The 13,709-nt window shown below is 59.4% G+C and carries 14 protein-coding genes; 10 read left to right on the plus strand and 4 right to left on the minus strand.

Annotation, left to right across the window (positions count from 1 at the left end; translation table 11 throughout):
- Nucleotides 1–103 precede the first annotated feature (103 nt).
- Nucleotides 104–646 carry a general stress protein gene (locus tag O9H32_RS21960; RefSeq protein WP_269868268.1) on the plus strand — a complete coding sequence of 181 codons (543 nt, stop codon included), beginning with the start codon at nucleotides 104–106 and terminating at the stop codon, nucleotides 644–646.
- A 111-nt stretch (nucleotides 647–757) separates the two neighbouring features.
- On the opposite strand, the gene O9H32_RS21965 is transcribed toward O9H32_RS21960, so the two are convergent.
- A complete protein-coding gene (locus O9H32_RS21965) occupies nucleotides 758–1,264 on the minus strand; it encodes a GNAT family N-acetyltransferase (RefSeq protein WP_269868269.1) in 507 nt (168 codons plus the stop codon).
- 167 nt (nucleotides 1,265–1,431) lie between these two features.
- Between O9H32_RS21965 and O9H32_RS21970 the strand changes: the two genes are divergently transcribed.
- From O9H32_RS21970 to O9H32_RS21980, 3 genes are all read left to right on the plus strand, one after another.
- On the plus strand, nucleotides 1,432–2,022 hold the full coding sequence (locus tag O9H32_RS21970; protein ID WP_269868270.1) for a TVP38/TMEM64 family protein: 591 nt from the start codon (nucleotides 1,432–1,434) through the stop codon (nucleotides 2,020–2,022).
- 110 nt (nucleotides 2,023–2,132) lie between these two features.
- Nucleotides 2,133–2,510 (plus strand): PH domain-containing protein, encoded by a 378-nt coding sequence (locus O9H32_RS21975; protein WP_269868271.1) that lies wholly within the window; start codon nucleotides 2,133–2,135, stop codon nucleotides 2,508–2,510.
- Between the two features lie 208 nt (nucleotides 2,511–2,718).
- Nucleotides 2,719–2,982, plus strand: coding sequence for a hypothetical protein (locus O9H32_RS21980; protein WP_269868272.1), 264 nt, complete (start codon nucleotides 2,719–2,721; stop codon nucleotides 2,980–2,982).
- Nucleotides 2,983–3,182: 200 nt separating this feature from the next.
- Here O9H32_RS21980 and O9H32_RS21985 read toward each other — a convergent pair whose 3' ends face one another.
- Nucleotides 3,183–4,925 carry a sigma-54 interaction domain-containing protein gene (locus tag O9H32_RS21985; RefSeq protein ID WP_269868273.1) on the minus strand — a complete coding sequence of 581 codons (1,743 nt, stop codon included), beginning with the start codon at nucleotides 4,923–4,925 and terminating at the stop codon, nucleotides 3,183–3,185.
- Nucleotides 4,926–5,476: 551 nt separating this feature from the next.
- On the opposite strand from O9H32_RS21985, the gene O9H32_RS21990 reads away from it, so the two are divergent.
- Complete coding sequence (locus tag O9H32_RS21990) at nucleotides 5,477–6,391, plus strand: proline dehydrogenase (RefSeq protein WP_269868274.1); 915 nt, start codon at nucleotides 5,477–5,479, stop codon at nucleotides 6,389–6,391.
- Nucleotides 6,392–6,458: 67 nt separating this feature from the next.
- Nucleotides 6,459–8,027, plus strand: coding sequence for an L-glutamate gamma-semialdehyde dehydrogenase (gene pruA, locus O9H32_RS21995; RefSeq protein WP_269868275.1), 1,569 nt, complete (start codon nucleotides 6,459–6,461; stop codon nucleotides 8,025–8,027).
- Between the two features lie 79 nt (nucleotides 8,028–8,106).
- Here the strand turns inward: pruA and O9H32_RS22000 are convergent, their stop codons facing one another.
- Nucleotides 8,107–8,883 (minus strand): MBL fold metallo-hydrolase, encoded by a 777-nt coding sequence (locus tag O9H32_RS22000; protein ID WP_269868276.1) that lies wholly within the window; start codon nucleotides 8,881–8,883, stop codon nucleotides 8,107–8,109.
- A 236-nt stretch (nucleotides 8,884–9,119) separates the two neighbouring features.
- Between O9H32_RS22000 and O9H32_RS22005 the strand changes: the two genes are divergently transcribed.
- From O9H32_RS22005 to rsgA, 3 genes are all read left to right on the plus strand, one after another.
- Entirely contained in the window at nucleotides 9,120–9,602 is a 483-nt protein-coding gene (locus O9H32_RS22005) for a MarR family winged helix-turn-helix transcriptional regulator (protein ID WP_269868277.1), read from the plus strand.
- Between the two features lie 104 nt (nucleotides 9,603–9,706).
- A complete protein-coding gene (locus O9H32_RS22010; protein WP_269868278.1) occupies nucleotides 9,707–10,258 on the plus strand; it encodes an NAD(P)H-dependent oxidoreductase in 552 nt (183 codons plus the stop codon).
- A gap of 437 nt (nucleotides 10,259–10,695) precedes the next feature.
- Nucleotides 10,696–11,766, plus strand: coding sequence for a ribosome small subunit-dependent GTPase A (gene rsgA / locus O9H32_RS22015; RefSeq protein WP_269868279.1), 1,071 nt, complete (start codon nucleotides 10,696–10,698; stop codon nucleotides 11,764–11,766).
- A gap of 254 nt (nucleotides 11,767–12,020) precedes the next feature.
- Here rsgA and O9H32_RS22020 read toward each other — a convergent pair whose 3' ends face one another.
- On the minus strand, nucleotides 12,021–12,218 hold the full coding sequence (locus O9H32_RS22020) for a hypothetical protein (RefSeq protein ID WP_269868280.1): 198 nt from the start codon (nucleotides 12,216–12,218) through the stop codon (nucleotides 12,021–12,023).
- 187 nt (nucleotides 12,219–12,405) lie between these two features.
- Between O9H32_RS22020 and O9H32_RS22025 the strand changes: the two genes are divergently transcribed.
- Nucleotides 12,406–13,587 (plus strand): hypothetical protein, encoded by a 1,182-nt coding sequence (locus O9H32_RS22025; protein WP_269868281.1) that lies wholly within the window; start codon nucleotides 12,406–12,408, stop codon nucleotides 13,585–13,587.
- The last annotated feature ends 122 nt before the right edge of the window (nucleotides 13,588–13,709 follow it).

Raw genomic sequence — 13,709 nt, forward strand, 5'->3', positions numbered from 1 at the left:
TGCACCGGAGCCTGGCGAATATCGCCTGGACTTCTGGCAGACAAGCTCCACATGTAAAAGCGGCCCGGACACCGGGTTCAGCTATTCCAAGGAGGGAATCACCATGAGTGCAAAAAAACTGGTAGGCGTATTTCGTTCCGAACAAGAAGCGATTGCAGCGATCGAGGGGTTAAAGCGTCAAGGGTACAGCTCGAACGACATTTCGGTTATTGCAAGAGATAAAGAAGATGTGACTGCGGTCTCCGAGTCGACGGGAACCAAGGCGCCGGAAGGTGCGGCGACGGGGGCTGCGACAGGCGGAGCTCTCGGCGGGATTGCCGGTCTGCTCGCGGGCATCGGTGCGCTGGCGATTCCGGGCGTAGGCCCGATTATCGCGGCTGGTCCGATCGCCGCTGCGCTGACAGGTGCTGCAGTAGGCGCGGGTGCAGGCGGAGTCGTAGGCGGCCTGATCGGTATGGGGATTCCGGAAGATGAGGCGAACACCTACAACAACTATGTGAAAGAAGGGAATATCCTCGTGCTTGTGGATTCCCGTCCCGACCTGAACGATGATGTGTACACAACGTTCCGCTCGAACAATTCGCTGAACGCGGATACGTACGATGCGGCGTATAACACGACAACCACTACCCAGAACCTGCGCTAAGCCAGGAGCAGGAGACCAAAAGGCACCCTTCGAGGGTGCCTTTTGGCTTTTGGGCAATGGAAAAGGGGAGCAAGGAAGGAGCTGCAGCTCCTTCACGCCGTGCCGATCGGGCTACAGCTTCAGCCGCATCGTCCAGGACGTGCCGGACTCGCCGCACCGCTCGAAGCCGAGGCGCTCGTAGAGCCGCAGTGCGGCATTGCCTGGGGCTACGCTGAGCGAGAGCGCGGGATAGCCGGCCTTGGCCGCCTCCGCGATCAGGTGGCGGAGCAGCAGGCTGCCGATGCCCTGCCCCTCCAGGCCCGGCAGAACCCCGACGCTGAGCTCCGGCGTCTGCTCGTCGACGAAGCCGTAGCCGGGCTGCGCTGCGGTATGGAGCCGGTACCAGGCGGTGCCGACCGGGCGGCCTTCGGCGGTGCGGACGATCCATCCGCTGTCTCCCGGGCGGCCCCAGCCTTCCAGGCAGCTGCGGATGCCGGGTTCGGCCAGCAGCACCTCTTGGGGCGGTTTATTTTCCGGGATGTGAATCATAGCGTAGAGCATATCCCATAGAAAGGGCATGTCGTCCTCTCGAACGGGGGTGATCTGCAGGGTCATCGGATGTTTCTCCTTTGGCTTCATGGGCTGGTTTCCTTATTGTACAGGGGGACGAGGCAGAAGCTCAGGGAAGGAACGGTTGTGAATCAAATTTTCGCGTACGAGCTACAGCGGGAGAGCGGAGAATTTGCGGTTTCCCGTACCGGTCGGGTATAGTTGAAGTACTATAACCCCGAGGGTGATCCGGACGTATGAGTTGGAACGAAACGTTATCCCGCATGAACTGGCATCAGATAGAGAATTGGCTGAAGCAGTATGAAGCGCTTGGCCCGGTACCCGGCATTGTGGCGCCGATGGTGGAATCGTATATCCCGGTGCTCCCGCTGGTGGCGATCCTGGTCGCTAACGTGAATGCTTACGGGCTGGCCGAGGGCTTCCTGCTCTCCTGGATTGGCGTGGTGCTGGGCTCAGTCAGCGTATTCGCTATTGTAAGAAGGTTCGGCGGGCGAATCCGAGGCTGGATCGAACGCAAACACCCGCGCTCCCAGCGGCTTATTCACTGGCTGGAGACCCATGGCTTTACGCCGGTGTTCGTGCTGGCCTGCTTCCCTTTCACGCCTTCGTCGCTCGTCAATATTGTAGCAGGCATCTCCCGAATCCCCTTTCATACGTTCGCTGTAGCGACAGCCCTGGGCAAAGGGGTCATGATCTTCCTCGTATCCTTTGCGGGCCATGATATCGGGGGACTGCTCCGGCAGCCGTGGAAAATCGCCCTGGTGCTCGGCGTGTTCGCGCTCATGTGGCTGATGGGCCGCAAGCTGGAGGGCAAGTATTTCAAATAAGCGGCGCATGCCAGAGAACCGTAAGGGTCTTTCGTTAAAGTCGCTTCATTCCTGTACATTAATTCGCAGTATAATCATCCTAAGCAAGCCAAGCGAAAGGCGGGGGCGGTATGGGATTGTTCGACGGGTTGATGGGCAATGCGTCCGAGATCACGGCCGGGGAAGCGCAGAAGGAGTTCGGGTCGCTGCTGACCCGGGAGGAGCGGGTAGAGAAAGCGTATAAGCTCATCCGGGACCTGTTCCTCTTCGCGAACAAGCGGCTGATTCTTATCGATAAGCAGGGGGTAACCGGACGGAAGATGGAGTATTTGTCGGTGCCCTACCGCAGCATTACGCGCTTCAGTATCGAGACGGCCGGCACGTTCGATCTCGACGCGGAGCTGAAGATCTGGGTATCGGGTACGGCGGAGCCGGTACGCAAGCAGTTCAACAAAAGCTTGAACATCTATGCGCTGCAGGCGGTCCTGGCGGAATATGTGCTGAAGTAGGCGTAGGGCTGTCATACCGAGGAATCTCCTGTAATCTAAAGGAGATTTTAGGTATTTCGACAATGCGCTTACAAAATTCGATAGTTTCCCCGTAAGGTTCGTGGTAATCTACACTAATCGGCACAGGAACCTGCCCCAATTCGCCTTCTTGGCATGGGGTCACCAAGAAACCTGCCGTTCAGCAGGATAGAGAGAAGGGGAAACGCGAATGGCGCTCAGCCTTCAATTCAAAGCCGCGCTGCTCAAGTCGCATGAACCATTGGCCTATCGAATTGCTTATCATCTTCTGCGGACACAGGAGTCTGCCGCGGAAGCTGCCATGAAGTCCCTCCTGGAATTGGCGCAGGACCAGCGGTTCTTCTGGATCCCAGGAGAGCTGCAGCGCAAGAAGGTCAGCGAAGCGGTGATCCGCCACTGCCTGGAGCTCAAGAAGCGGGAAGCCCGCGAATGCCCCGCAGGAGCTGTCCATTAGGTGAGGCTCCCTGCTCGCAGCCTCTCGGGGATGGGGATAGGATCCTCATACTCGTCTACTCTCACGAAAGCTCAGCAACTCCTATAGCGTGGATACACAACAAAAACCGGCATCGGAGAACGCCTCCAATGCCGGTTTTTTGTTGTGGAATCAGCCGGGGGCCGTCCGCGCGTGGAACTCCGCTTAGCCATCTCCCGGTACTAATCCAGCTGGTATTCCTTCAATTTGTTGTACAGGGTGCCGCGGGAGACGCCGAGCAGTTTGGCGGCGGCGCTCTTGTTGCCGAGCGTCTTCGCCAAAGCTTCGCGTATGAGATGCAGCTCCTCGTTCTCGGAGATGCTGCTGCGCAGTGTCTTCTCGCGGCGGACCGTCGTGCCTTCGAAGAAGGCGGCGTCAAGGGGCTGCTCGTCTTGAATCGGCTTCGGCAGATGCTCGTGGGTAATGAGATCATCCTCGCTCAAGATCACGCACCGTTCGATGATGTTCTTCAGCTCGCGGATATTGCCGGGCCAATCGTAGTTCATGAACGCCAGCATCGCCTCCGGTGCGATCTGCGGGAGGGGCTTCTGGTACTGGAGGGCATACTCGCGCAGGTAGAGCTGGATGATCCCCGGGATGTCTTCCTTCCGTTCCCGGAGGGGAGGCAGCTCAATGGTAATGACGTTCAATGCGTAATACAAGTCGGCCCGGAACTGGCCCTTCCCGACCAGAGGGAGCAGGTCTTGGTCGGAAGCGGCGATGATGCGCGTGTGCACCGGGATGGGCGTCTGGCCGCCGGAACGGACGAGAACATGGTTCTGCATATAATGGTAGAGCTTCGCCTGTGTATCCAGCGGGAGCTTGTCGATCTCATCAATGAACAGAGTGCCCCCATCTGCGAGTTCGATCTTGCCGGCGCTGCCGGTCACATTGCCTGTGAACGCGCCGCCCTGATAGCCGAACAGCTCGGTGTCGAGCAGGCCGGCCGGCACGGCCCCGCAGTTGACAGCGAGGCAGGGAGCGGCAGCCCGGCGCCCGGCGCCGTGGATGGTTAGGGCCAGCTGCTCTTTGCCTACGCCCGTCTCCCCTGTGATCAGCAGCGGGTTATCCGCTGCAGCCACCTTACGTGCCAGCCCGATGGCCTCACCTACGCGTTCCCCTTTGCCTGCAATGGCCGCGAACGGATCGGGGCCGGACGGGGAGGCCTCCAGCCGGCCGGTACTGGCCGTCGTCAGCTCCTCGTTCAACCGGACGAGATTGGTGATATCCTGCTCGGTGGCAATCCCGCCGATAATCTGTCCGTCCTCATCCACAATAGGGGAAGCGTTGATAAGGACATGGGTACCGGGGCGGGGGCGGTGGTAGGTGCTGCGGATCCGGCGCCCTTCGTCCAGGATTTTCATAATCATGAGAGAATCCGCGTCGAAGTGTTCTCCGATGCGGCGCCCGATGATGTCGGCTTTGGGAATGCCATATACCTCTTCGGCGGGGGTGTTCCAGCAGATGACCCTGCCGCTGCGGTCCACGACGGTCACAGCATCCGCCACCGTCTCGGCCAAGGAGTAGAAGTAGGAGGAGAACTGCCGGCGGCCCTTCAAGGCATACCCGAGGAGGTCGGAGAGCATGCCGTAACCGATCGGCGTGCCCAGCGGATCCCGGAACACAATCGGCCGCTCGGCCGGGGGCGGGGCATCCAGAAGGGCATCGAGCCCTTCCTTGTTCTCGCCCAGGGTCCAGACTGTGGAAGCAAGGGACGGAGCCGACTTCAAGTAATCTTCCAATGGAAGCGGACGGCGTCCTTCGAACAGAGGAATATCACCGGGCGTGAACAGAAAATACTGACCGCCGAGCTGGATACAGGCCGCTCCTGTCTGCTGCAGGTGCTCCAGCAGCTCGGCGGTGGTAGAAGCGGAAGGGAAAGCAGTGAACGATGTATGTATGGGTAATTGTTCAGAATTGAACATAAGGTGACCTCACGCATTTAGGATACTCTTAAATTTATCATGAATGCTTCAACGAAACAATGAGCCGGCCGCAGCGGTGGGGGAAGTGTCACTATGGGGATGTGCGCAATCGCAATATTGTTCAATATGAAACACAATCGTTTATTCGTTGCGTTTCCTTTCTTCCTCCGTCTTCTCGGCGGGGGTCATCTTCAGTCACTCGGAGACAAGAAGACACTCGTGCTGACAGTGCACGTGATGGGGGATTTACGGTCCTCACAGGCTGCCGGATGTTCACGCGCTCGGCGTCCTGGCCTCGGTTCCACTTCTATTCATGCGCTGTACCAAAGGAGTGTTTTCGGAAGGGTTTCTCTTCCCGCAGCGCTTCTTTTTTGTGCGGAATATGTGCCCATTGCTCTCGCGTTGAATAGAATGGATGAACAACCAGTGTGTGTGTAGGGTATATATGTACAATTCGCTTTTTGTTGGTTGTATATTGTACATTTTTGAGTGTTGATGTACAATGATCTTATACAACATTGAACAATGTTCAACGGAGGGGGCCTTGGCTTATGGAAGTGTTGATGAGGAACATGTTTCAGTCCCTTGGTAAAAGCCGCTCCGCCAATAAATTGGCGAAAAAATACGGTCTGCGATTTGGGGCCAGCCGGTTCGTAGCCGGTGAAACGATACAGCAATCGATCGAAGCCGTGCGTAAGCTGAACCGGGAGGGCCGGGTCGTGACGCTCGATCACCTCGGCGAGTTCATAAGCACCGAGTCGGAAGCGGAAGATTCCATGGATATGTGCCTCATGACGCTCGATGCCATCGCCGAAGCCGGTGTACAGTCGAACCTGTCGCTGAAGATGACGTCGCTCGGGCTCGATATCTCCAAGGAGCTCTGCTTCTCCCATATGAGACAGATTCTGGACCGCGCGCGGCAGTACGGCAACTTCGTGCGGATTGATATGGAAGATTACAGCCACTGCCAAGTGTCCCTCGATATATACCGAGAGCTCCGCCGGGAGTATGACAACGTAGGCATCGTGATTCAAGCCTATCTGTACCGGACCGAAGAGGATATCCGGGACCTGAACGAGCTGAAGGCGAACCTGCGGCTGGTCAAAGGGGCCTACAAGGAATCACCGAAGGTGGCGTTCCCCGAGAAAAGCGATGTCGACGAGAACTACAAGAAGATCATCCGGGCGCATCTAATGAACGGCAACTACACGGCCGTAGCCAGCCACGATCCGAAGATCATCGAGTATACGAAGGATCTGGTGAAAGAGCAGGGCATTGCACTCAGCCAGTTCGAGTTCCAGATGCTCTACGGGATCTGTGAGGAGCTGCAGCAGCAGCTGGTCCGCGAGGGCTATAAGGTGCGGGTCTATGTACCCTACGGCATCGACTGGTTCGGTTATTTCATGAGACGGCTTGCGGAGCGGCCGGCCAATGTCTGGTTCGTTCTTAAAAATATGTTCAAATAAAGGGTTCCATCCTATGGCGAATCCGATTCGCAGAACATCAAATCCATTCCTTGAGAGGGGTCATTTCATGAGCACGCTGACGAAGATTGTTCCTTATGCCAATGAACCGTTTACTGATTTTTCCTTGGAGGAGAACCGTAAGGCCATGGAGGCGGCCATCGCCAAGGTGAAGAGCGAGCTGGGGCAGATTCACCCGCTGCACATCGGCGCGGACAAAGTGGTCACGGAAGCGAAGATCACTTCGATTAACCCGGGGAACGTGGACGAAGTCATCGGTTATGTGAGCAAAGCCGATCAAGCCCTCGCCGAGAAAGCGATGAACGCTGCCCTGGGCACGTTCGAAGCCTGGAAGAAGGTGCCGGCCAGAGAGCGTGCGGAGTACCTCTTCAAGGCAGCGAAGCTGATGCGCGAGCGCAAGCATGAGTTCTCTGCGACGATGATCCTCGAGTCGGGCAAAAACTACGTCGAAGCGGACGTGGATACGGCCGAAGCGATCGACTTCATGGAGTTCTACGCGCGGGAGATTATCCGCCTGAGCCAGGTGAACGAGACCCAGCCGCTGACGAAGATTGCCGGCGAAGACAACAACATCTCCTACATTCCGCTTGGCGTGGGCGTAATCATTCCTCCCTGGAATTTCCCGCTCGCGATCTGTGTGGGCATGACGACGGCTGCTGTCGTATCGGGGAACACGGTGCTGCTCAAGCCGGCTTCCACAACGCCGGTCATCGCGCACAAGTTCGTCTCCCTGATGGAAGAAGTGGGCCTGCCTGCCGGCGTTATCAACTTCATTCCGGGCAGCGGCGCCGAAGTGGGAGATTACTTGACGACGCATCCGAAGACGCGCTTCATCTCCTTCACAGGCTCCAAGGAAGTGGGCCTGCGCATCAACCGTCTGGCGGCCGAGACGGCTCCGGGCCAGATCTGGATCAAGCGCGTGGTGGCGGAGATGGGCGGCAAGGACGGCATCGTGGTCGACGAAACGGCGGATCTGGACGCCGCGGCACAAGGTATCGCGGCTTCCGCTTTTGGGTTCCAGGGCCAAAAGTGTTCGGCGGGCTCGCGGGCTTTTATCGTCGAATCCGTGTACGATGAAGTCGTGGCGAAAGTGGAGAAGATCGTGCGAGGCTTGGCGGTTGGCCTGCCGGAGCAGAACTTTGCTGCAGGTCCGGTCATCGACAAGACGTCCTACGAGAAGATCCTTGAATATATCGAGATCGGCAAAGGCGAGGGCAAGCTGCTTACCGGTGGCGGCAAGGCGGAAGGCAACGGCTACTACATTCAGCCGACGGTGTTCGTGGACGTGCCGGGCAAAGCGAGAATCATGCAGGAAGAGATCTTCGGCCCTGTGCTTGCCATCGGCAAAGCGAAGGACTATCAGGAAGCGATCGCCATGTACAACGACACCGAATTCGGCCTTACGGGTTCGTTCTATTCCACGGACGAAGAGCGTATTGCCGAAGCGCTCGACACGATGCACTGCGGCAACCTGTACGTGAACCGCAAGTGCACCGGAGCCTTGGTCGGCGTGCACCCGTTCGGCGGATTCAACATGTCCGGTACCGACTCCAAAGCGGGCGGCTACGACTACCTGCTGCTCCTCACCCAGGCGAAGCTGACGAGCCGCAAGCTGTAAAGTTCAAGGTATATAAGGCAGGGCCTTCCCGGAGAGAATTCTCCAGGAAGGCCTTTTGCGCTTATGGCCTAACAGGCGGCTAGGCTTGGATCCCCTCTGAACCGGCGGTTGCGGAAGTGACGGTCAGCTCCAGAAGCTGCGTCTGGGCACCGTCTGTGCACAGGCCGCCATGATAGCAGATTACCCGTTCGATCTCGTAGGGCAGCAGTTTGTGCAGCGACTGCAGGGCCGCTTCCATATTGAGCGTGTTATGCGCAAATGGGCCCCGCAGGATCCCGCCGGCACATGCAAGGGCATCCGCAGCGATCAGGGTGCGGCTCTTCTCGTGATACAGGGAGACATGGCCTTCCGTATGGCCAGGTGTATGGATCACGCGGATTCCGCCGCAGTAAGGGAGAAGCTGTCCATCTTCCAGCGCGTTGTTGACGCGGGTTGCGGGCGGATTCTCGCATAATGCCAGAAGCTTCTGGCGTGCCTCTTCCGGCATATTGAGCTTCGACAGAAGCGGGGCCATGGCGGCGGGGGTGGTTTTGATGAGAGGGAGCTCTCCCTCGATATAAGGCTTATCGAGCGGATGGGCATATACCCGAAGCGTATCGGGGGCTGCCTGGACCACCTCCGGCGCGCTGCCGATATGATCGAGATCCTGATGGGTCAGAATCAAGGCGGTCAGCCGCTCCGGCGGCACCCCGGCCTCCAGCATCGCGGCGCGGAGCTTCGGCATATGCCCGGGCATGCCCGTATCGATCAACACGGCAGTCTCCGCATCCCAGAGAAGCGTGGGACAAAGAGAGGTTCGTCCCAAGGGTCCATCGTCTTCAATCTCCAGCATGGCTACTCCATCGGCTGCTATCATAGGTTTCCATTCCCCTTCCACGATTCCATGATTTGGGTTTACCCCTTATATGTACCATGCAGAAGGTTTCGGTTCAACACCAAAATTCTATATTATACCATATAAATATTTTTTTGTCAATGGGGAAGAGGAGGGGGTAGAGAGGGACGAAGGGCATATTGACGCCGCGAAAAAGAGGCAGGTAAGGAGCGGGGAAGGGAAGGATGCAGAGAAACGATAGATTGTAAAAATATCCCTTGACAATAAAAGCCATTGCCATTATTGTTGTATGTACAAACAACAACGAGGGAATGACGACCATGACCGAACCCAATTTTGACAAGTGTCTCTACTTTGCCGTCAGTAAGCTGAACCGGACCATCACCCGGATCGCGGAAGAGGAATTCGCGAGTCTCGGTCTCTCTCCGACCTACGCGTTCCTGCTTATGCTAGTGAACAGCAGGCCGGGGATTACACCGACCGAACTGAGCGAGAAGCTGTTCGTGACGCCTTCCACGATCACCCGCTTCCTCGACAAGCTGGAGTCGAAGGGGCTGCTCTCCCGAAGGGGCGAGGGGAAGCGGATCTGCGTTCAGCCTACGGAGAAGAGTCTTGGACTGCAGGAGTCGCTCGATGCCGCATGGGCGGGCCTTCTCCCGCGATATTCGGAGTCGCTCGGTGAGGACACATGCCGGGAGTTGGCCCGGTTGACGAACGAGGCGGCGGCGAAGATCAGATAATGGGTGCTGATGGGCGAGGGATTAAGAGAAGCCGCTTGCTGTACCCGGCATGCTCTTCATTATATATTTGTATGTACAACCAAATGATAGGGAGAGATGAAATCATGAAAACGTTAGTGCTTGTTGTCCACCCGAACCTTGCGGAGTCCCAGGTGAACCGCCGCTGGGCGGAGGCGATCGGAGCTCAGGAGGGCGTCACCGTTCACAAGCTGTACGAGGCGTACCCCGATTGGCAGATCGACGTAGCGAAGGAGCAGGCGCTTCTGGAAGCCCATGACCGGATCGTGCTGCAGTTCCCTTTCTACTGGTACAGCTCTCCGGCTCTGCTGAAGAAGTATCTGGATGACGTGTTGACCTACGGGTGGGCTTTCGGCAGTACAGGGACGAAGCTGCGGGGCAAGGAGCTGCTCATCGCGATCTCCGCCGGAGGAGCCCGGGACGATTACGAGCCGGGGGGGAGGAACCAGTATTCGGTAGGGGAGCTGCTTCGGCCGTTCCAGGCTACCAGCAACATGATTGGCACGACATACCTGCCGATCTTCTTCTTCGGCGGCCTTCACCAGCGCAGCGAAGAGGAGATTGAGCAGAGTGCGCAGCTCTATGTCAAGCACGCACTGAACCCAGACTATGCTGCGCAGCGGCTGGTCCAGGTCTAAAGCGCCGCGAAGCGCTCCGCATACCTTATCATCCCGGGGAGACAGCCACGGCATCGGTCATTCGATGCCGGGCTGTCTTTTTGAATACTAGAATGTATATCTCGCCAGAGCTCGATCCTGTAATCTTGTATTCCTTATAAACGCGCATCGTCCTTTAAAGGACGATGCGCGTTTATCTTGGACTGGACAGAGCATGTAATTCGCAGGGCTGCTCCTGCGGGGCTGGCCCCATGGCATAGAACCATGGCATAGACCTGTGGCATAGACCCATGGCATAGACCCGTGGCATAGACCCATGGCATAGAGAGCAAGCTTCAGGGCAGTTTAAGTATAAGGATACTCTCCATAACACTTGATGCCGCGGTTCCCATACAATGGGAAGTAGAAGTGTGGGATCATCCTGCGCTCAAGACCGATTGTGGAGGCACGGAGACACTTTGACAAAGAATGAGTTGGCCGATTGGGGCTGGAATACAAGCTGGGAGACCGCCTTCGAAGCTTACCAGGAAGCCGGATATGTACCGGGCAGGGTGACGCTGGAGCATAAGCACATCTACAGGGTGATGACGCAAGAAGGCGAGCTGCTCGGTGAAGTCGCGGGCAAAATGAGGCACCAGGCGTTCGGAAGGGCCGATTATCCGGCGGTAGGCGACTGGGTCGCTCTGCAGCCCAGGCGAGAGGACGGGCGCGCCATGATTCATGGCATCCTGCCAAGGCAGAGCAAGTTCTCCCGCAAAGCGGCGGGTTCCGGTGTGGCGGAACAAATCGTCGCCGCGAATGTGGATACGGTCTTCCTGGTGCATGCGCTGAACCAGGATTTCAATCTGCGGCGGCTGGAGCGGTACTTGACGCTTGCCTATGAGAGCGGCGCCATGCCTGTCGTGGTGCTGAGCAAGGCGGATCTGTCCGGCGATGTGGCAGGACGGATCGCCGAAGTGGAAGCCGTGGCGCCCGGCGTCTTCATCCACGCCGTATCCCCGCTGCAGGATGAGGGCGTCGAGGCGCTGCGCACCTACCTGGGACAGGGGCGGACAGCGGCGCTGCTCGGTTCCTCGGGGGCCGGCAAGTCGACGCTGGCCAACCGGTTGTACGGCGAGGAGGTGCTGCTCACCGGCGGCATCCGCGAAGGCGACGACCGCGGAAGGCATACCACGACGCACCGCGAACTCGTGAGGCTGCCGGAGGGCGGTCTGCTGATCGACACGCCGGGCATGCGGGAGCTTCAGCTCTGGGATGCGGAGGGCGGTCTGGATCTCGCATTCCGCGACATCGAGGCGCTGGCGGCGGACTGCCGCTTCGGCGACTGCGGGCATGGGGGCGAGCCCGGCTGTGCCGTGCAGGCGGCGCTGGCCGCCGGTACGCTGGCAGAGGCCCGCTACCGCAGCTATCTCAAGCTGCAGAAGGAGCTGGCGTACGAGGCGCGCAAGGAAGATCCGGCGCTGCAGCGGGAAGAGCGCGACCGGTGGAAGAAGCTACAGAAGCAGGTGCGCAAGGGGCCGCTCCGCTAGTAAGGGAAGGGAAGCGGCGGAGAGGCTCCCGGCCTGGGGTGCTGCTGACGCGGCAGGTGGCAGAGAACGGCCTTCTCCCGAACCCGGCGGCGGGACTCTACGACGCCTGACCGGCTGGAACGGCAGATAACGGGCCATAAGACGGATCTCCCGCGAGTGCGGTGAATCCGTCTTATGCTATTCCCTGAGATGGCCGGAGCGTGAAGGAATCCTGCTGTCGTATCCGTACTACGGATGAAGGCCAGGACGGAGATTTACTCCGCCGTTTCTTCCGAGGATTCTTGGACGGGCAGCAGCTTGAAGCCCATTTTGGCACCGGTTTCGTAGGTGAAGGAGAATGATCCTGTCATATCCTCGTCGCTCATCCGCCCTTCCGTAACTTCCTGCATCAGCCAGTCGTTGACAATCGCGAGCAATCCGCTGAACCATGGTTCGATAATATCTGTTTTCATCATGTACCCCCTTAGGTCACTGAATCCTGGGCCCTTGGTCCCGGATTTCGTTGTGGTATGTATTTTGTTATATAAGATTCATCGGCGTAATAAGCCTTTCAGTTTAGTGGAAATTGCACGGAAGCTTCAGTCCGGCATGCGCAAGGGTAATAAGAAGGAGGAATCGAAGCACACACTGCAGGATCCGATGGATCGATCAAAGGGGGCAGGAACCATGTACCGGATACTCGTGGTAGGCGGAGCGGTCGCGGACCCGGAGCGCTTCGTACAGCTCCTCGGCCGGATGCGTCCGCATCCGTTGGAAGCCGTATTCACAGACGAAGGCGAAGCGGACTGGAAGAAGGCGGCCGAGGTGCGGCCGGATCTCCTCGTGCTGGAGGTCGCTGCCGCCGGCGAAGGGGCGGCGGAGGAAGTGGGGCTGTGGAAGTCCCGGCAGCCGCAGGCGAAGATCGTGGCGGTACAGACGGGAGGCGCCGATGCCGGATCTGAGGGGATGACGGAAGCCGCCTGGAGCGGAGCAGTGCCGGGGCCGCTGCTCCCGGAGGAGGCCGCGGCTCTGCTCGGAGCGCTTGCGGCGGAGCTTGAGACCGAGCGCCGGGCAAGGGCGGCGGAGCTGCGGCTGGCGGAGAAGACGATGGAGTTCATGCCGCTGGCCGAACAGCAAATCGTGCTGACCCTGATGCAGCAGGAAGCCGCTGGGGAAGAGGGGGCGGTGCTAGCAGGCCTAGGGACGCTATTCACCGGCCTCGGGCTCGGCCCCATCTACGGCCGCGCCGCGGTGATCCTCCTCCCCGAAGCGGGAGGCGCTCCGGAGCTGCCACCGGGTATGGGCGCGGGGCAGCTGTACGAGGCGGTACGCAGCCGGGCTAAGGCGGACGGCGAGTTCGCGGTGGTGGGCCCGCTCGTCGGCCGCTGGCTGGCCGTACTGCGGCTCGGCGCGCATCCGCAGGCGGAGGCGCCGGACTTCGGCGAGAGCTGCAGGCCGTGGGCCGAAGGCCTGGCGGGCTTCCTGAAGGGACAGCTGGGCCTGAGCTGCACGATCGGTCTGGGCGGCCTGGGCGAAGGCGCCGCCGGGCTGCGGCAGTCGCTTCTAGAGGCGGCGGCCGCTCTGGAGGAGGAAGCCGGCTCGGGGAGCGGGACAGCGGCAGCTCCTTGGGCGGCGTCCGGGGAGAAGCTGGCGCAGGAGATCCGGCTGCTGCAGGAAGAGCGGGAGCGGCGGATCCATGTTGAACAGCAGGCGGAGCTGCCGTCAGCAGCTGTCTTGCAGGCGGCGGCAGGGGCTTCAGCCGCGGCGTTCCCGGACCCGGCAGGCGGGCAGCCGGGTCCGTCCGGTGCGCTGGACGCGCCGTTCCTGCCGGCGGGCCGATAGGGCGCAGCCGCAGGTCCGTGGGCGTCCGGCCGGCTCCGCAGCCGCGGTACGGAGGCCGAAGCGCTCCCGCTTGCCCTGCGGCAGCCCAGCCGCCGCAGATCAGCCCCAACAGCCCCATTTCG

The organism is Paenibacillus caseinilyticus, assembly GCF_027533645.1.
Classification (GTDB): domain Bacteria; phylum Bacillota; class Bacilli; order Paenibacillales; family NBRC-103111; genus Paenibacillus_G; species Paenibacillus_G caseinilyticus.